Annotated in this window: 21 protein-coding genes; 16 read left to right on the top strand and 5 right to left on the bottom strand. The window is 41.0% G+C overall.

The window, feature by feature from the left end:
* Positions 1-112: 112 nt before the first annotated feature.
* A complete protein-coding gene (locus V7K76_RS06065) occupies positions 113-244 on the bottom strand; it encodes a hypothetical protein (RefSeq protein WP_334952104.1) in 132 nt (43 codons plus the stop codon).
* 698 nt (positions 245-942) lie between these two features.
* Between V7K76_RS06065 and V7K76_RS06060 the strand changes: the two genes are divergently transcribed.
* From V7K76_RS06060 to V7K76_RS06035, 6 genes are all read left to right on the top strand, one after another.
* On the top strand, positions 943-2376 hold the full coding sequence (locus tag V7K76_RS06060) for a sensor histidine kinase (protein ID WP_334774748.1): 1434 nt from the start codon (positions 943-945) through the stop codon (positions 2374-2376).
* A gap of 294 nt (positions 2377-2670) precedes the next feature.
* On the top strand, positions 2671-3345 hold the full coding sequence (locus V7K76_RS06055) for a response regulator transcription factor (protein ID WP_334774749.1): 675 nt from the start codon (positions 2671-2673) through the stop codon (positions 3343-3345).
* A gap of 54 nt (positions 3346-3399) precedes the next feature.
* Entirely contained in the window at positions 3400-3597 is a 198-nt protein-coding gene (locus tag V7K76_RS06050) for a CopG family transcriptional regulator (protein ID WP_334774750.1), read from the top strand.
* Positions 3598-3935: 338 nt separating this feature from the next.
* Complete coding sequence (locus V7K76_RS06045) at positions 3936-5120, top strand: AbrB family transcriptional regulator (protein ID WP_334774751.1); 1185 nt, start codon at positions 3936-3938, stop codon at positions 5118-5120.
* Between the two features lie 399 nt (positions 5121-5519).
* Positions 5520-6071 (top strand): phosphoribosylanthranilate isomerase, encoded by a 552-nt coding sequence (locus V7K76_RS06040; RefSeq protein WP_334774754.1) that lies wholly within the window; start codon positions 5520-5522, stop codon positions 6069-6071.
* A 222-nt stretch (positions 6072-6293) separates the two neighbouring features.
* Complete coding sequence (locus tag V7K76_RS06035) at positions 6294-7109, top strand: DUF1838 domain-containing protein (RefSeq protein WP_334774755.1); 816 nt, start codon at positions 6294-6296, stop codon at positions 7107-7109.
* A gap of 163 nt (positions 7110-7272) precedes the next feature.
* Here the strand turns inward: V7K76_RS06035 and V7K76_RS06030 are convergent, their stop codons facing one another.
* Both V7K76_RS06030 and V7K76_RS06025 read right to left on the bottom strand, forming a co-directional pair.
* Positions 7273-7626 (bottom strand): retropepsin-like aspartic protease, encoded by a 354-nt coding sequence (locus tag V7K76_RS06030; protein ID WP_334774756.1) that lies wholly within the window; start codon positions 7624-7626, stop codon positions 7273-7275.
* Positions 7623-7784 carry a hypothetical protein gene (locus V7K76_RS06025; RefSeq protein WP_334953849.1) on the bottom strand — a complete coding sequence of 54 codons (162 nt, stop codon included), beginning with the start codon at positions 7782-7784 and terminating at the stop codon, positions 7623-7625. The genes V7K76_RS06030 and V7K76_RS06025 overlap by 4 nt, the downstream gene beginning before the upstream one ends.
* 267 nt (positions 7785-8051) lie before the next feature.
* On the opposite strand from V7K76_RS06025, the gene V7K76_RS06020 reads away from it, so the two are divergent.
* On the top strand, positions 8052-8777 hold the full coding sequence (locus V7K76_RS06020; protein WP_334774757.1) for a Uma2 family endonuclease: 726 nt from the start codon (positions 8052-8054) through the stop codon (positions 8775-8777).
* Between the two features lie 43 nt (positions 8778-8820).
* Here V7K76_RS06020 and V7K76_RS06015 read toward each other — a convergent pair whose 3' ends face one another.
* The gene (locus V7K76_RS06015) at positions 8821-9759 is read right to left on the bottom strand and encodes an NAD-dependent epimerase/dehydratase family protein (protein ID WP_334774758.1); all 939 of its coding nucleotides are present in this window, start codon (positions 9757-9759) and stop codon (positions 8821-8823) included.
* Positions 9760-10068: 309 nt separating this feature from the next.
* Here V7K76_RS06015 and V7K76_RS06010 point away from each other — a divergent pair, with 309 nt between their 5' ends.
* From V7K76_RS06010 to V7K76_RS05970, 9 genes are all read left to right on the top strand, one after another.
* Positions 10069-11211 (top strand): glycosyltransferase, encoded by a 1143-nt coding sequence (locus tag V7K76_RS06010; RefSeq protein ID WP_334774911.1) that lies wholly within the window; start codon positions 10069-10071, stop codon positions 11209-11211.
* A 111-nt stretch (positions 11212-11322) separates the two neighbouring features.
* Positions 11323-12081, top strand: a complete 759-nt coding sequence (locus V7K76_RS06005) for a sugar transferase (protein WP_179069115.1) — start codon at positions 11323-11325, stop codon at positions 12079-12081.
* 522 nt (positions 12082-12603) lie between these two features.
* Positions 12604-13683 (top strand): GDP-mannose 4,6-dehydratase, encoded by a 1080-nt coding sequence (gene gmd, locus V7K76_RS06000; protein WP_334774759.1) that lies wholly within the window; start codon positions 12604-12606, stop codon positions 13681-13683.
* Between the two features lie 23 nt (positions 13684-13706).
* Positions 13707-14651: a GDP-L-fucose synthase family protein gene (locus V7K76_RS05995; protein ID WP_334774760.1), complete on the top strand. Its 945-nt coding sequence runs from the start codon at positions 13707-13709 to the stop codon at positions 14649-14651.
* Between the two features lie 72 nt (positions 14652-14723).
* Positions 14724-15299, top strand: a complete 576-nt coding sequence (locus tag V7K76_RS05990; protein WP_334774761.1) for a 5-formyltetrahydrofolate cyclo-ligase — start codon at positions 14724-14726, stop codon at positions 15297-15299.
* A gap of 38 nt (positions 15300-15337) precedes the next feature.
* Positions 15338-16348, top strand: a complete 1011-nt coding sequence (locus V7K76_RS05985; protein WP_335029721.1) for a catalase family protein — start codon at positions 15338-15340, stop codon at positions 16346-16348.
* A gap of 259 nt (positions 16349-16607) precedes the next feature.
* Positions 16608-16949 carry a hypothetical protein gene (locus V7K76_RS05980; protein WP_099099383.1) on the top strand — a complete coding sequence of 114 codons (342 nt, stop codon included), beginning with the start codon at positions 16608-16610 and terminating at the stop codon, positions 16947-16949.
* Positions 16946-17371 (top strand): HNH endonuclease, encoded by a 426-nt coding sequence (locus V7K76_RS05975; protein WP_334774763.1) that lies wholly within the window; start codon positions 16946-16948, stop codon positions 17369-17371. The genes V7K76_RS05980 and V7K76_RS05975 overlap by 4 nt, the downstream gene beginning before the upstream one ends.
* Positions 17372-17441: 70 nt before the next feature.
* Complete coding sequence (locus V7K76_RS05970) at positions 17442-18278, top strand: carbohydrate ABC transporter permease (protein ID WP_334774764.1); 837 nt, start codon at positions 17442-17444, stop codon at positions 18276-18278.
* A gap of 79 nt (positions 18279-18357) precedes the next feature.
* Here the strand turns inward: V7K76_RS05970 and V7K76_RS05965 are convergent, their stop codons facing one another.
* Positions 18358-19011, bottom strand: a complete 654-nt coding sequence (locus tag V7K76_RS05965; RefSeq protein ID WP_334774765.1) for a sugar transferase — start codon at positions 19009-19011, stop codon at positions 18358-18360.
* Positions 19012-19104: the final 93 nt, after the last annotated feature.

The raw sequence follows: 19104 nt of genomic DNA, 5'->3' as shown, positions 1-19104 counted from the left end.
TTAGGTACTTGTTGATAATTCCGCCTAACCAAAGCTACTCACTCCACTTAGGGACTGAAAAAAAATATCCAATTAACTCTTGTGGGGTGGGCATCTTGCCATTGGTGTCAACTTAAGCTGAAACTCCTTTAAAACCTCGTTTCCAGCCTCCGGCTGGAAATGCTGCTCCTGGTGGCTCTGCCGCCAGCAAGCGAGGCGGAGCCTCTAGGATGGCATTCCCAGTCGGAGACTGGGAACGAGACAATATCTAAAAGCTTTTACTACGCTAGTTTTCACGTTAAGTTGACACCAATGGCATCTTGCCCGCCCAGTTCATAGAGCGGGCAAGATGCCCACCCCACAATATTGGATAATTTATTTCTTGGAGTTCTTTAGGGAGATCCCAGAGGCTATCTATGAGACGTGGGGCATAGCTTGTTTCTCCGTAGTGGTACGCAGGCTCCTATTCCACCCTATTAAGAGCTTCCGCGAGCGGTTAAAGAAAACTAGCGATAAATAAAGACGGGTTGCAGCCCGTCTAAATAGCTTGAAAGTGCAAACACACCTTGTATAGCATTGAAAATAACACAGTTAATTGTCTCAGAGTTGCCAATTTGCCAAATCATAAAAAAGATATAGCAGTTTGCAAGTAACTGAGGTAAAAAATTTAGTAATCAAGATAATTATTAAATATTTTAAGGTAATTCTCAGCGCAAATTAATTTAATTACCACTAAATGCATTTAGATTATTATTAGACCAGGATTTCTAGAGTTAAGAGAGCGATGAAATAAAAATATTTAGCAATCTTTTTGGAATGGCTGCACTTTTCACTGTAGGTATGCAACAGAGGTAAGTTCAAATCAGCTATAACTAAAGATGTCGCGGTTGACAGTAACTTTACATTTAGCAGTCTGATTTTCTCGATCAAACCTTATTAAACCCATCAAGTGCAACCAGAACAGTGAAGCAAATCATAAAAGTTTGGATAAATATAGATCCATTTTCCTTACAGTCACGCCTCACCATTGGTATTGCATCATTTTCCGCTTTGGTATTAGGTAGTCTCGCTACATGGACTAGCTGGAAAATGCAGCAAATTTTAGTTGATAGTCATAAATATAATATAGAACAAATTGCCAAGCGCTTGCCGCAAGATGTACAAATTTATAGTGAAATGATGCAGCCGGAAACTGGGTTACAAAAGGCTATTAATAATTTGGGAAATACCAACACATTATTATGGCTAAAAAGTCCTGATAATAAAATTTTAGTAAAATCTGCTAATTTAAATTTATTATCTGATACTACGGTTACGGAGTTAATGTCCCTGACGAAGATGCCGATTAAAGCACAAGTTTACAAAGTAAACCAAAGCTATTTTGTTTTATGTGGTAGTTCTGTGCAAGTGCAGGGGAAGTTTATCGGTGAGTTATTTGTAGTCAAAGATATTACCCGCGAACAGAAAATGTTTGTGGGAATGGTGCAGAATTTAGGTATTACTAGTATTTTGGCAATTATTTTTTTAACTGCTGCGATCGCACTTTATATCAAACGTTCTCTGCAACCCCTACGCCAGCTAAATCAAATGACTTCTGTGATTTCTGCTGAAGATTTAGGACAAGCACAGCTATATCTTGATAATGCACCCAGCGAAGTTAAAGAATTAGCTCAAACTTTAAACATGCTGTTATCACGTCTCTCCCAATCATGGGAGCAAGAGCGAGAATTTGTGAGTAATGTTTCTCACGAACTACGCACACCTTTGACAATTGTACATGGTTATTTGCAAAGTGTCTTACGAAGGCAGAATAACTTAACCCAAACCCAGCAAGAAGCTTTAGAAACTGCGGCATCAGAAGCGGAACGCACTATCCGCTTATTGCAAGATTTACTTGATTTGGCACGAGCCGATAGTGGTTATTTATACTTTCAGATGAAATCTTATGTACTTAATGAATTGGTTGAAGAAGTTGTAATGATGGCAGAAAAATATAGCGATCGCACAATTACAATTGAGTCAAAGATTTATCCAATTGAGATCAAAGCAGACTACAGTCGCCTCAAACAAGTGTTATTAAACTTAATTGATAATGCTGTTAAGTATTCTGAAGCTGATACACCCATAATTTTTAAGTTAAATCAGCTTCAAGACAAGGCAATTATTCAAGTTTGTGACAAAGGCTATGGCATTCCTTTACAGCACCAAGCACGGATATTTGAGAGATTTTACCGTGTAGATGAATCTCGCTCTCATACTACTGGAGGTTGTGGTTTGGGTTTATCGATTGTCAAGACACTTGTAGAAGGTATGGGGGGTAGTGTCAGTGTGCAATCTAAATTAGGAGAAGGTAGTATATTTACAATCAGTTTACCTATATATAGCAGTCCTATCTGATTTGCTCTCCACCGAGAGGAGCAAATCCCCGATTTCTTGAAGAAGTCGGGGATATTTTAGTTCATGACTCATTAGACATCTCCGAAAATGAATGTAGAGACGTAGCACTGCTACGTCTCTACAAGGATTCGGGATAACGCATATTTAATTTCTGGAGATGTCTATTTAGGATTGCTATAAAGATTTAGATTCTCGACTTCTTGATTTGATTGCAGACATAGTGTGTATGACAGAAAAACTTCGTTGCGAATTTTGAATTGTTAATCTAACATTACCTACTTTAGGAGCAAAAATATGACAGCACATATCCTTTTGGTGGAAGATGAAGTTAAACTGGCGCGATTTGTCGAATTAGAACTTAGTAGTGAAGGATACAAAGTTAGTGTAGCCCATGATGGTATTGCTGGTTTAACCCTAGCCAGAGACTCATCACCAGATTTAGCGATTCTGGATTGGATGCTTCCAGGCTTGACAGGTTTGGAAATTTGTCGCCGTTTGCGAGCAACAGGGAGTACAGTACCAGTGATTTTGTTAACAGCAAAAGATGAAGTGAGCGATCGCGTGGCAGGATTAGATGCAGGAGCCGATGATTATGTAGTTAAACCTTTCAGCATTGAGGAACTACTAGCTAGAATTCGCGCCCATCTCCGCCGCACCCAAGAAACAGACGAGGATTTGTTGCAATTTGAAGATTTAAGCTTAAATCGCCGCACCCGTGAAGTATTTCGGGATAAACGAAGCATTGAGTTAACAGCAAAAGAGTTTGACTTATTAGAATATCTCCTTTCACATCCCCGTCAAGTGTTTACTAGAGATCAAATTTTAGAGAAAGTTTGGGGTTACGATTTCATGGGTGATTCTAATATTATTGAGGTTTATATTCGTTATCTGCGACTCAAGTTGGAAGAAAATAATGAAAAGCGTTTGATTCATACAGTCCGTGGTGTAGGCTATGCACTACGGGAGTAATCGTAATGACTTGGTGATTTTGATCAAAAGCAAATTAAAGACAAAAGAAGGATCATGAAGAAAAAATGGGCTGTTAAACGACTGACAGTAAATCTCACAACCGAGGAAATGAAGAAACTTGAACGCTACTGTACTTTTACAGGAAGGCCAGCAACAGATGTCATTCGAGAACTGCTCCGAAGTCTTGAGGTTGACAATGCACAAAATTCTGAAAAGGAAACAGCAGATTCAACAATAACTCTTGCCAGTTAGTGGAAATCACAGTAACTATCCACTCGCATATCCTGCCAAATTTCAGAATTATATCTAATGCGTGAGTCTGGCATTTTGTACCTAACTTAAATAATTCGTAATTCGTAATTCGTAATTAAGTTTTGTGAAAGCGACGCGCAAAGCGAGTCTGCGATAGCGCCGGCGGCAAGCGAGTACTCGAGCGTCGCGTCCGGGGATTTAGACCCCGACCCAAAACTTGTCGGTTATTGAACCGGGGGACTTAAACCCACGGAGTTTGTTAAAAAGCAAACTGCTGTATCTTGTGCGATCGCATTAGTTTGAGTACATAAGTTAAATTAATCAGAAAGCTTGTATAGATGAATCAAAGCCCAAGTGTGACTCCCAACCTGGAAGAACATACTCATGAAAATCCTATTGTTACCAAACAGCAGTTATTTGCAAAGCAACTAATTGTCCTGATCTTGGAAATGCTTCTGGCATTACCTCTGGGTTTACTCCTGGCCAAGTTCCAAATTGGCAGAATTGCCTGGATATTCGGCGGGATTGCTGCTGGTACACTGGTTCTTCAAGGGTGTCGAATTCTTTATCAATATTCCCCCCAACCTAACCGCACTGCTAGAAAAGTCGGAATGGCACTTGTCGGCTTAACCGTTGGCGCTTCCAATGCCCACGCTAATCTAGCTAGTGTTGCTTCTGGTATTCCCATTTTTATTTTTCTTACCTTATTTATGCTGCTGAGTGGTAGCTGTATTGGTTACATTTACTCCCGCATCAGCAAAACCAATCTATTGACAGCAATGCTAGCTACAGTTCCAGGTGGTGTGGGAATTATGGCAGCGATCGCCGCCGATTACAATAAAAATGTTAGCTTGGTTGCTCTAGTTCAGGCGATTCGCGTCACCTCTGTAGTTGTTCTAATTCCCTTCATCGCTAGGACATCAGCTGGTAGTTACTATCCTCAAACACTCTCAATCAACAGTACTTGGCTCAATCTCGATCCATCTCAACTAGAATTACTCTTGTTAATACTGGTAATCACTGGATTAGTAGTTTATCCAGCGATATTGTTTAAAATTCCTGCTGGTGATTTCTTTGGTGCATTGTTGATTGGCATCGGGTTTAATCCTTTGCTACATTCGCTGCCTTTTGTGGGTGATATTAGCTTTAGTCCGCCGCCTTTAATTAACTTATTGGGTCAAATGCTCTTGGGAATTACTATTGGTGAATATTGGGGAGACAAACCCAACTTTAGAAAACAGACTGTTGGCTACGCCTTGATATCTGTAGGCATGACCCTCGTAGCCGGAGCGATCGCTGCTATACTTGCGATGCAATTAACCTCTTGGGATTGGTTAACCTGTCTGCTAGTCACAGCACCAGGAGGATCGGCAGAAATGATCCTGGTTTCTCTAGCATTGAATCATAATGTTGAAATTGTGACAACTGGTCATTTAGTGCGACTGATTGCGATTAATAGTTCCCTACCACTTTGGGTGTTTTTGTTTCGCCGTCTGGATGAGCAATTTTCTGAATCAGTTTAATTGATTTGGGCATTGGGGACTGGGGACTGGGGACTGGGGATTGGGCGAAAGAGTTAAGGGACTTCCAAATAAAAAAATATTCAATTAACTCTTGTGGGGTGGGCGTCTCGCCCGCCCTATGGACTGGGCGCTCATGTTGCCCACCCCACAATATTGTATAATTTATTTCTTGGATTTTCCTAAGTAGTTTTTATGCTTGCTCACGAGTATTAAAGACTCATTAACGGAGTTCAAAGGCTGATTTTTACATTTCAAAATATATCTTTTCTGCCCTTCTACCTCCCTGCTTTTTTGCCCCTTTTCCTTTAAACTATCAGTTTCAAGGCTTATTCTAAATCTAGATGTTGCCGTTTTTGTCAACTACTTTTAAGAAACTAGGGCTTTGGGAGTTAGGAAAGAATGGAAAGAACTGCAAACCCAAGAGTCAAAATTTGCTGTATCAGCAGCATAGAAGAAGCATGGATTGCTATTCGTTGCGGTGCATCTGCACTCGGTTTGGTTTCTTATATGCCGAGTGGCCCTGGTGTCATCCCTGAAGAACTAATCGCCAAAATTGCGGCTTGTGTACCACCCCCAATCGCTACTTTTTTACTTACTTCGAGCCTTGATGCCCAAGAGATTATTCAGCAGGTAACGCGCTGTGGGACAAATACTGTGCAAATCTGCGATTGCTTAGAATCAGGAAGCTATCAAGATATCCGAGATGCCTTACCTGGGATCTCTATTGTCCAGGTAATTCACGTCACTACCGAAAAATCTCTAGACGAGGCAATCAGTGTAGCACCCTACGTAGATGCAATTTTATTGGATTCCGGTAATCAATCACTGCTGATTAAAGAGTTGGGCGGCACAGGACGCTTACACGACTGGAACTTGAGCGCTAAAATCCGTGAGCAGGTAAACGTGCCAATTTTCTTAGCTGGAGGGTTAAAACCTGAGAATGTTGCGTAGGCGTAGCCCGTCGTAGACATCGCAGTCAAACAAGTTGCTCCTTTCGGACTAGATTTGTGTAGCGCGGTTCGTAGCAATGGCAAATTAGATGAGAATAAACTGAAGCTGTTCTTCGAGCAATTAAAATAGGGCATGGGGCATTAGTTTTTGACAAATGACAAAGATGCAACTTGAATGCTGATAGCTTATTCTTTTGTTATCGAAATACAAAGGATGCTTTAGATGGTTGCCCAAATCCAAGAACTTGAAGCCCAGCACTGGGTTAAAACTCGTTCTTCCCTCGATCCTAGCGAATCTACTTTCCTGATTTGGAAAGGTAAAATTTACGCTTTTATTCCCGGTGAAAAAAGACAACTCCTGTTTAAAATCCTGGGATTGAGTGTTAGCCGATGTATTCCCACAGCAGAAGGTAGCTGGGATTTTACTTCTAGGGAACTAACTTATTACCTCAATCCAAAAACAGATGAAATCTTACCCAAATGGGAGAATCCTTGGACAGGCGAGACAGTTCCAGTGATTCACGTTGCCAATAATCCTGTGCAGGGAAGGTTTGAGGGAAATTTTCCCGCACAAGTAGATGGTGACAGCACAACCTTCGTTTTTGATATATTTCCCCATTACCCTAATCCCTTAGCAGGCGATCCCAAATTTGCCGAATACAGCCCAAATCCAATTTATCAGGCGGCGGAATTGTTTAAATTAACAGTGCCAACCACAGATTTATTCAATCCAGCACTTTCCTCGGTTTCTGAACTCAAACTGAGTTGGGATAGAATTGGTCAATGGCTTCCTTGGATGAAAATGGGCGATCGCCCCGGTCAACTTATCTACAGTGCTGTTGGCAGCAAAGTCAATGGTTTAACAGAACTACCCCCAGTGCTGCAAGACGAAATTAATAACCGTATTCCTCTATATAAAAAAGCCCCAAAAGCATTGATAGATGGCGAAGATATGACTTCCTGGTTATACTTCCAAAAGCACTTTCAAGCATACTTGGCTGGTGAAATCTTCCCGCTTACCCAAGCAGAAGAGTTATGAAGAGTGCTGAGATGAAAGACCGCCCACAATATTCGGGGTATCAACTTCTTCCAGATAAGGGACTTCCAAATAAAAAAATATCCAATTAACTCCTGTGGGGTGGGCGTCTCGCCCGCCCAGTCTGTATGGCAGGCAAGATACCCACCCCACAATGTTGGATAATTTATGATTTCAAATCTTCACGCCATGTAAAAATAATTTGCTCCTCAGCTTGCCTAAATTCAATATTAAATTTATCAAATACAACTTCTCCCCCTAAAAGCAATTGTTCTCCGCCTCTATTGGTTTGTAACCATACGACAAGAGTAATAAAATTGTGTTCATCAATTGTCATTTCGACATTACGTAAAACATACTCAACTCTGCCACCTATAGTTTCTGCCAACAAAGTTGATTCTGAATCAGCCAAAGCATAGCCTAAATATTGACCAACTTTTAATGAAATTAAACTTAATTTCGCACCAGAATCTACTAACATTGTTGTATTATATTCTATATCTCCGTGTTTTAAAATCACGCTATAATTTGGTTGCCAATCATGACGATCAACGGTGCGGAAGCGAATTGGTAAATTTCTATAGAAGCAGTGCGACGCGGAACTAGGTAAATTAAAAAAGGCTGTTTTGCAGCATTAGCTAACGCTAAAACTTCTCGTAAGTTCTCGTTATGAGCAATTATTCCATTAGTATTGTAAGCGATATATTGATTTTATATAAATCTAATAACATCTGGCGGTTACGATTCAAGCACTTAAGTATTTCATCTCTTTCTCTTTTAGAGGGTGTTGTGTTCATATATTTAATAACAAGATTAAACCGATAAAATATTCTGGTGAATATGGATTTAAAACCTGGGAAAATTTTAGAGATAGATGCTATTAAATTGGTATTTTATTTATTAGATTGACATAATAAGTAAAGTTAGTCGGTCAAAATTTCCCTTATGTACCAAACAGACCCGCCTCGTCCTGCAAAAGAAACCCTACCCACCATGTATGATCTTCCCAGTGAATACCCGGAGGACTCTGGTTTGCCTGACGAATTTCACCTTTTTCAACCCCAACTTCTGCGCGAAACCTTTTATCCGCCTAACTATCCAGCAGAGGAGGTTTTTGTTGCCACTGACTTAAACCTCTATTATGACCTCCGGCATACACTGTGGTACAAACGCCCAGACTGGTTTGCTGCTGTGGGAGTTTCGCGTCTCTACGAACAGCAAAACTTGCGTCTGAGTTATGTCATTTGGCAAGAAGGAGTTGCTCCTTTTGTAGTGGTAGAATTGCTTTCTCCTGGCACTGAAAAAGAAGACTTAGGACAAACTCTGCGGGAGATAAACCAACCACCGACCAAATGGGAAGTTTATGAGCGGATTTTGCGAGTTCCTTACTACATTGTATTTGACCGCTACACTGACAAGCTCCAAGTATTCCAATTAGTTGCAGACCGCTACAGCGAATTGGACTTGAGTACCCCACGAGTGTGGATGCCGGGTTTGGAACTAGGCTTAGGACTTTGGCAAGGTTCTTACCAAGGAATTGAGCGATTGTGGCTACGTTGGTATGATGCCAGTGGGAATTGGCTTCCCACACCCCTTGAACGAGAAAGTCAACGTGCTAACAGATTAGCAGCACAACTGCGAGAGTTAGGCGTTAACCCTGATGAGTTATGAAGATGCAAGGGGCATATCGCTATCTGCCCCTAAACATCTTTACTCACAAAGCTTGTAAAATCTCCTCATCTACAGAGAAATCAACATCGGTTTTATCTTTTGCATTAGCCAAATAATCATTTTCTAGAGAGTCTTGTAACCCAGAAATCAAATCATATTCAGGATGCCAGTTTAATTCTGTTTGCGCTTTATTCACCGAAGCAAAGAAATGCTGTACCCGCATTGGAAAAGCTTTGCGCTTGCCGAAATCAAACTTTTTCGGGTCGTAGTGGACGATTTTTATAGCATCGGGTGATTTACCAGCCGCTACAGCACTAGCACGGGCTAAACCATCAAAAGTGACAAAGCGATCGCCAGAGATATTATAAATCTGTCCTATGGCTTGTTTATTACCCAAAACCTGAGTCATTGCTAGTGCCAAGTCTTTTACATGACCTAGCTGGGTGATATGCAGGCCATTTCCGGGGATAGGAATGGGGCGATCGCGCACAATTCTGTCAAAAAACCAGCCTTCCAACTCATTATAATTACGAGGCCCGTAAATATAAGTAGGACGAATCGAAGTGAAGGGCAATCCCAATTGAGTCAGGTAAGTTTCTGTTTCATGCTTGCCCTTATGCCGACTTTTGGGATCTACTGGATCGCCTTCTATGTGGGGCAATTGGTCAGATTTGAGATAAACTCCCGCAGAACTCATATACACAAAATGTTGCACTCGGTCTTGAAAAATCTCTGCTAGTGGTTGAGTATCAGTAAGTTCCCGCGCGTTATTGTCAAAAATAACATCAAAGTTTTCTTGTGATAACTTTGCCTTTAATTGAGTAGCATCTGTGCGATCGCCTATAATTTGTCCTACTCCCTGTAAAGAAGGTGCTGGTCGATTCCCACGATTGAACAACACCACCTCATGTCCTTGTTCCACTAGTAGTTGAGTTAAATAGATACCAATGAACCGAGTACCACCCATAATCAGAATTCGCATAAATTCACCCTTTATATATCAGTTTTCATCAAAGGATTGGGGAGTAGAGTAGGGACTGGGGACTGGGAGCAGGGAGAAGAATTTTCCCCTCCGCCCCCTGCACCCTGCCCCTCTGCCTCTTTTCAATGCCCCATTCCCAATCTGAGATTATCAGGTTGCAGCATCCATCTGGAACCTCTCAGAGAAAGATACCGTCTTATGTGCTAATCTGGGGCGCTTCCCATTCATTAATCACAAGAGGAAACTTTTTAGTCGGAGTCTAAGAAAACTATCTTGAATTTTGAATTTTGAATTTTGAATTGTTTAGCTGTGCCCTTAAAATATGCTCTAGTTCATGAGTGGCTGACACCCAAAGCCACCGGTGGTTCAGAACTCGTTGTACGAGAAATTTTGAATCACATTGATGCTGATTTGTATGCTCTCATCGATTTTGAATCCAGCAATAGAGAAAGTTATTTATATAAGCGTCAAATTGGCAAGACGTTTCTCCAGAACTTTCCCTATGCCCGTAACGGTATACAAAAATACTTGCCTTTGTGGCCTTTGGCAATTGAACAACTTGATTTGCGGCATTATGATGTAATACTGTCTTCATCTCACGCTGTTGCCAAAGGAATCCTGACCACTCCCGAACAGATGCATATTTGCTACTGTCACAGCCCTATGCGCTATGCCTGGGACTTGACTTTTGATTATCTGCGCCACAGCAAACTAGGTAGTGGCTTACCTGGGTGGGTGACGCGATATTTATTACATCGTTTGCGTCAGTGGGATGTATTGAGTGCCAATCGCGTTGATTACTTCATTGCCAACTCACAGCATACAGCTCGGCGGATTTGGCGTTGCTATCGGCGAGAAGCAACAGTCATTTACCCACCAGTGAATATTGCGGAATTTCCATTTTTATCTGAAAAAGAGGACTTTTACCTGACAGTTTCTCGGTTGGTAAGCTACAAGCAAATATCGTTGATTGTCAAGGCTTTTAATCAACTAAAACGACCATTAGTAGTCATTGGTACAGGAGATGAAATGAACAAAATTCGTGAGATGGCAAACTCCAACATCCAAATACTGGGATGGCAACCCGATAATGTGGTAAAAAAATATATGTCTAGGGCTAAAGCTTTTGTATATGCAGCCTGTGAAGATTTTGGGATTGCCCTAGTGGAAGCACAGGCTTGCGGCACGCCAGTGATTGCTTACGGTGCAGGAGGCGCTCTAGAAACAGTGCGAGATATCCACTCTTGTGTGGATACAGGGACAGGTATATTTTTCAGGACGCAAACAGAGGCAGCTTTAGTGGAGGCAGTAGAAAAGTTTGAAGTTTATCAGGGTTCGTTCAGTTCCGAGTATATGCGATCGCACGCCGCACAGTTTTCACCGCAAATCTTTGCCGAGCGTTATCTAGACTTTGTAAACAAATGCAACGAAAAAAGACCGTTTTCGCAATAATGGTCTTGGTTAACGTCTTATTTTTTTAGGCTTTTGGCAATTTCCCCCAGAAGAACCTCATTTTGGCTTTAATATTGGGACTATGTGTGGTGTGGATTATTAAGGAGTATGATGACTGCCCAGAGCTCACTCCTCTCCGGCAAGCGGGGCGTACGGCAAGACACTAAAGCGTCTACGCGTACTTTCTTAAAACGCGGTCAAAAAACAAAGACTCCAAAAGTTAAACCTAAAGGTTTATCTTTTCAGGGTTTAAACGGAGAGTTTGCCAAACGACTGTTCGATATAGTGTTTTCGCTATCGGTATTAATTTTGTTCTTCCCCGTCTACTTAATTTTGGCTTTGCTGATTGCCTTCAGCTCAGAAGGCCCAATATTTTATGTCCAGGAACGGGTAGGAAAAAATTACAAAGCGTTTAATTGTATTAAATTCCGAACAATGGTAAGCAATGCAGACGAAATCCTCATGCAAATGATGGAAACATCGCCCGAATTGCGACAAGAATTTGAAAGCAGTTTTAAGCTCAAACAAGACCCCCGCATAACCAAAATTGGTCAATTTTTGCGAATTACTAGCTTAGACGAATTTCCTCAGTTCTGGAACGTTTTAAAAGGGGACATGAGTGTAGTCGGCCCTCGACCCTTGGTAGCAGAAGAACTGCCAAAATACGGTTGTCACATTGATGAGATTTTAACAATCCGTCCAGGAATTACTGGTTTGTGGCAGGTATCTGGGCGTAATGACATTCCCTACCCTCGGCGAGTCCAAATAGACCTGCATTATGTCAAATTTCGGAATTTCTGGCTTGATTTATGGATCATCTTGAAAACTGTTGATGTGGTCATTTTGCCCAAAAATAACGGGGCATACTGAGTAGCTACTTAGGGTTGATTCTGTGGGGCAGTTAATGCCCCTAAATAGCAATTATTTCCCTAAAAGTCAAAAATTGTTCATCTTTATTTATATAATTATCCATATTTTGTGTAATTCTACTTAACTCAGAATTCTCTGAGTGTTTATCAGTGGCTCCTTTTGCCCTGATTTAGATTTTTGCCGAAAGTCTAAATTTCAAATATCTATATTGATTCAGTCTTCACAAAATCAGAGATATGTGAAGTTTTGACAAAAATAACAAGATGTACGAAAAGAATCTTAATTTATTTGGTATAAGAAAAAATATACATAATTAATACATAAGTATAATTAAACAATCTTGCTCTACTAAGGTTGGACTTACGTGTTAAATTACTTTTTATTAAGTATATTTATTTACGTAAAAATTTTCATGGCAACAAGAACTCGTAGGTTTCCCATTAGGCAATTGAGCAATTAGTTGCTAGGTTGTATGAGATTGCCTGTAACTTTTTAATCAAAGACAATAAGGTATAATTGAGCATGACGCAACAGAAGCGAGCGTTAATTACTGGTATTACTGGTCAAGATGGTTCATATCTGAGTGAGTTTTTGCTGGAACAAGGTTATGAGGTTCATGGCATCATTCGCCGGACTTCTACCTTCAACACAGACCGCATCGATCACATTTACGAAGATCCCCACAAAGATGGAGTGCGGTTGTTTCTTCACTACGGAGACTTGACAGATGGTACGACGTTGCGGCGTATTTTAGAAGAAGTCAAGCCAGTAGAGATTTACAACCTCGGCGCTCAATCCCATGTTAGAGTCAGCTTTGATTCACCAGAATACACGGTGGATGCTGTAGGAATGGGAACACTGCGTCTGTTGGAAGCAATTCGAGACTACCAACATCGTACTGGTATTCAGGTACGATTTTACCAGGCGGGTTCTTCAGAAATGTATGGTTTAGTACAAGCAGTACCTCAAACTGAGACAACGCCCTTTTATCCCCGTAGTCCCTATGCCTGTGCAAAAGCTTACGCCCACTGGCAAACTGTAAATTATCGTGAGTCTTATAATTTATTTGCTTGTAACGGCATACTTTTTAACCACGAGTCACCACGGCGGGGTGAAACCTTTGTAACCCGTAAAATTACAAGAGCCGTGGCTGGTATCGTTGCTGGTAAGCAGAAAAAGATTTACATGGGTAATCTAGATGCCAAGCGAGATTGGGGTTATGCGAAGGATTACGTCAAAGCAATGTGGTTGATGTTGCAGAAAGATCAGCCAGATGATTACGTAATTGCTACTGGTGAAACCCATTCAGTGCGGGAGTTTTTGGAACTAGCATTTAGTTATGTGAATCTCAATTGGCAAGATTATGTAGAGTTTGATGAGCGTTACCTCCGTCCATCTGAAGTAGAACTGTTGATTGGCGATTCTACCAAAGCACGCCAGAATTTAGGCTGGGCACCATCAGTAACCTTTGAAGAACTAGTTTCCTTAATGGTAGAAGCAGACTTACAAGCATTGGGTCACACTTCACCTAATGGTAATGGTTCGCAATTTCCAAATGATATTGCGACTATTCGTCAACAACTGGGCGCTTTACACTTCTGATTTACACCACAGAGGATAAAAATATGACCGCCTTAGAATTAAAAAATAAACGCATTCTCGTCACCGGTGGGTCAGGGTTTCTAGGTCGTCAGGTGATAGATCAACTGTGTAAAGCTGGGGCTGATCGTGAGAAGATTACGATACCGCGATCGCGTGATTCCGATTTGCGTGTATGGGAAAATAGCCAACGTGCAGTTGACCAGCAAGACATCATTATTCACCTAGCAGCTCATGTCGGTGGTATTGGTTTGAACCGCGAAAAACCCGCCGAGCTGTTCTACGATAACTTGATTATGGGAACCCAGCTAATCCACGCTGCCTATCAAGCTGGAGTAGAAAAATTTGTTTGTGTTGGCACAATCTGCGCCTATCCTAAATTCACTCCCGTACCATTCAAAGAAGATGATCTTTGGAATGGCTACCCAGAGGAAACCAACGCCCCTTACGGAATTGCCAAAAAAGCGCTTTTAGTTCAATTGCAATCTTACCGTCAGCAGTACGGTTTTAATGGGATTTATCTACTGCCAGTAAATTTGTATGGACCAGAAGATAACTTTGACCCTGGAAGTTCCCATGTGATTCCTGCATTAGTTCGCAAAGTTCATGAAGCCCAAATTAAAGCAGAAAAGCAACTTCCAGTTTGGGGTGATGGCAGTCCTACCCGTGAGTTTCTGTATTCAGAAGATGCAGCGAGGGGGATTGTTTTGGGGACTCAATTATATAACGAATCGGAACCAGTTAACTTGGGAACCGGTTATGAAATCTCCATCCTTGATTTAGTAACTCTAATCGCCGAATTGATGGAGTTTAAGGGGGAAATTGTTTGGCAAACTGACAAGCCTAATGGTCAACCCCGTCGCTGTTTAGATACTGAACGGGCGAATCTTGCCTTTAATTTCACCGCTCAGGTGAGCTTTGAAGAGGGGCTAAAAAATACCATTGAGTGGTATCGTCAACACGCTGCATAACGATGTACTAATGAGTGTAGTGTACTTAAGCTGGGCGATGCCCAGCTTATTTATTTGGCGATATAAATTTTTATGGACAAAGTTAATCATCAACTAAATAAAGCAGAACTACGCCGCACTCTACTCAAAACACGTCAATCAATGTCCGTTGCAGAATGGAGAGAAAAAAGCGATCGCTTATGCTCTCATTTACAAAACTCTACTTTGTTTACCCAAGCAAAAACAATCCTCGCTTATTTCAGCTTTCGCCAAGAACCTGACCTCAGTCCCCTATTTGCAAACACCAAATACCGTTGGGGATTTCCTCGCTGCGTTGAAAAATCTCTGTGTTGGCATATTTGGACACCTGATGATTCTGTCCAAAGCGGCGCTTATGGCATTACTGAACCTCACCCCGACGCTCCAATTTTAGATGCTGCGGAAGTAGATTTGATTCTCGTCCCTAGTGTAGCTTGCGACTATCAAGGATATCGTTTAGGTTATGGCGGCGGATATTACGATCGCTTGCTCAGTTTACCGCAGTGGCAGACAAAGCCGACTATCGGAATTGTCTTTGATTTTGCCTATTTGCCCCAAATACCTATTGAACCTTGGGATAAACCACTACAAGCTGTTTCTACGGAAACCGGATTGACTCAGAAAGGCTGAAGGATTCAGGATAATGAAGACACATTATCAAATGTTTTATGACTAACCCAACGTCATCTACCACTGAGCAAGAAGCAATAATTGAGGAGATTATCGCAAGTAGTCTTCAAGCTCAACAAAAAACCGGCCCAGACCTCCGCCAAATTCATAGCAAAAGTCATGGACTCCTTTGGGGAGAGTTTATTATTGAACCGAATCTTCCTGAAGACCTGAGAGTAGGTTTATTCAAAACGCCCCAAACCTATCCTACATGGATTCGGTTCTCTAGTGGTGGTTCGCCTGAAAAACGTGGTAAATTCCACTCCGATAGCCAACCTGATGTTCGCGGTATAGCCATCAAGGTGATGAATGTGGACGGGCAGAAAGTGCTGGATGATGAAGAAAAAACTCAAGATTTTATACTCAACAATTATCCTACTTTTTTGGCCAAAGACGTTCGTGATTACGCGGATCTCTCCAAAGCAGGTAGTGGACAACTTACCCCAGAACGGCTGGAAGAACTTGGTTACGCCTTTGCTATCTTGCAAAAAATTGGTAGCCAAAAGGTAGGAAATCCGCTTTTGATTCAATATTGGAGCATGGCTCCGTTTAAATTTGGTAGTCGCATTGTCAAATTATCTGTCAAATCTCAACAACCGGAACAACCACCAGAAACACTTCCAGAATCAGAAAATTACCTGCGAGAAACGCTAGTCAAATATTTGACTGAAGAAGGTCGAGAAGCATCTTTTGACTTCTTCATTCAGTTTTATGTAGACGATGAAAAAACGCCGATTGAAGACCACATTACAGAATGGCAGGAAGCAGATTCACCATTTATAAAAGTTGCAACTGTCCGCATTCCTAGTCAGAAATTTGACTTTGAAGAACGCAAACGCTTAGATGAGGGTTTGCTATTTTCCCCTTGGCATACACTGCTAGAGCATGAACCTGTTGGAAGTGTGAATCTCTCTCGCAAGAGGCTTTATAGCGAACTTGCAAAGTATCGACGAGAACAAATTGCCCAACGCTTGCGGGAACCACAACCTTATGTAGCGGTTGAAGATTAACTACTGTGAATTGGCTTCAAACTGTAGGATGATAGGCTATAAGCCTACTTGATTAGATCCGATTTTTGATGTTTCTGATTTGATGTATAAAATTTATAAGTTTTGCAACCAAAACTCTTGTAGAGGCGTAAGATTTACGTCTCTACATCTATATGGATTTAGATTGCGACTTATTGAAGAAGTCGGGGATCTTGAATTGCTTTAACCGTATTTTTGATGATAGGTTACGATAAAATTAACCAAATTCTTAAGTAAAGCTATGTCTGACTCAGTTCAGTATGTCACTAACGCACAGGGAGAAAAAGTTGGAGTACTATTAGATTTAGAAACTTACCAACAGCTAACCAACTTATCTGTAGATTCTGAATTATTGATTGGTTTAAACCTAGATGAGTTGCAAGCTTTGGCAGAAAGTTATTTATCTCCCAAAGCTCAGATACAATTACAGGAATTATTAATTAAAAACTCTGAGAATGATTTGTCACATGACGAAACCGAAACCTTAGACAGATTATTGGCGCAGGTTGACCAATTAAATATTCTTAAAACTAGAGCTAGATATACCTTAAATATTTTTCAAAATAAACAGCAAGTAGCGTGAGTGTTTACATTCCTGTTGAATTAAAAAAGGAAATTCGTAATTATTTTGCTGATTGTTGTGCTTACTGTCGCACTGCTGAAGCTTTAACAGTCACTACTTTTGAATTTGAGCATATCATTCCCCTATCTGCTGGTGGGGAAACTGTATTTGAAAATCTCTGTTTGGCTTGTTCATCTTGTAATCGTTATAAAGCAACTCGTCAAACAGCAACTGATCCCAATACTCAAGATGAGGTTAAATTATTTAATCCCCAACAGCAATTGTGGACATACCATTTTGCTTGGAATGATGATGCTACAGAAATTATCGGAATTACATCTGTAGGAAGAGCAACAATTTTGGCTTTAAAAATGAATCGTCTGCAATTGATTCGTGTGCGGAAAATGTGGGTAAGAATGGGTGAGCATCCACCTAATATTTGACACCAGATATAACCGCTTGTGATAAAAGATAAGTTAATTTAAAAAAAAGATAATTTCCTATATTAATCAAATGCTGAACTGGAAAAAATCACGATCGCAGATTATACTAATGTATGCAGTATTGGGAACGATCGCACTGTTGATGCTCTTTCCTTTACTATGGCTAATTAGCACATCCTTAAAATCGCCTACGGAAAATATTTTTCAGTCGCCGCCACAGTTGCTACCCAGTCAACCGACACTAAATAACTTCTCTAGTGTGTGGAACTCTCTACCTTTTGGGCAATACCTCTATAACAGTACTTTAGTATCAGTGCTGACTGTAGGCTTAAATCTGCTGTTTTGCGCCTTAGCTGCCTATCCGTTAGCAAGATTGTCCTTTGTGGGGCGAGACTGGATTTTTATAGCGATTGTCTCCACGATTATGATTCCCTTCCAAATCGTGATGATTCCCCTCTATATTTTGACAGTCCAGTTGGGTTTGACAAATAGTTATTTAGGGATGATTTTTCCGAGTTTAGCTTCTGCCTTTGGCATTTTTCTGTTGCGCCAAGCTTTTATGAGTGTCCCAAAAGAAATAGAAGAAGCCGCCCGCATGGATGGCAGCTCAGAGTTAGGATTGTGGTGGCATATTATGTTACCAGCAGTTCGCCCAGCACTGGTAACTTTAGCGATTTTTGTATTCATTGGTGCTTGGAGTGACTTTTTGTGGCCTTTAATTGTCATCCAAGACGAAAATTTATATACTCTTCCCTTGGGAGTTGCAAAACTAGCAGGTACATTTTCCCTTGATTGGCGGTTGGTAGCTGCTGGCTCAGTGATTGCGATCGCCCCAGTATTATTACTATTTTTGTTTTTACAACGTTACATTGTACCTACAGAAACAGGTAGTGGCGTTAAGGGTTGAAGCAGTAAGTGGCGATAAGGGAGATGAAACAGATGCGGGGACATGGGGAAAAACTAATCACTAATGACTAATGACAAATTCAATAAGCACCAGTCTTTTTAAATACTACCCAGATAGTTTTGATAATCAGACTCAGGTCATAAGTTACAGACCACTTGCGTTGATAATCTATATCCATTTTGACAATGGTTTCAAAGTCTGTAATGCTGGAACGTCCATTAGCCTGCCATTCTCCGGTAATGCCTGGTTTGACTCGCAATCTATCCCAGTGGTGTGGATCGTAATGGCTAACTTCATCAAGAGTCGGTGGACGAGTACCAACTAAACTCATATCCCCTAATAAAACATTCCAAAATTGGGGTAATTCGTCCAAGCTAGTACGCCGCAAAAATTTACCCACACGAGTAATGCGAGGATCGTCAACGGATTTAAAGATGTGACCTTTGGCTTGGTTTTCAACCAAATGCTTGAGTTTATCAGCATCGACGATCATCGAGCGGAATTTCCAGATGCGGAAAGTTTTTCCGTTCAAACCACAGCGAATTTGGGAATAAAATATTGGACTTGGCTCATAAATCAAGGTAGCAATTGCTACGGGGATTGCTACTATAAATGTAATTATCAGCCCCACAATAGCTCCAACAATGTCAATTAATCGTTTTCTCACGCTCAAAGTTGACGGGTGTGAAGGCTGTTGCAAAAAATTAACTGAATAAAGATAGAGATTATTCACAGGGGCTGACTTATTTTATAACAGGAATTTTTGCATCAGTAGTTTCGACATGAACATGGCTTTTAGGAGATTTTTACTGCTTTTATCGCTACT

This window comes from Nostoc sp. (genome assembly GCF_036917975.1).
In the GTDB taxonomy this organism is placed as follows: domain Bacteria; phylum Cyanobacteriota; class Cyanobacteriia; order Cyanobacteriales; family Nostocaceae; genus Nostoc.
This window is presented reverse-complemented; position numbering and strand designations above follow the sequence as displayed.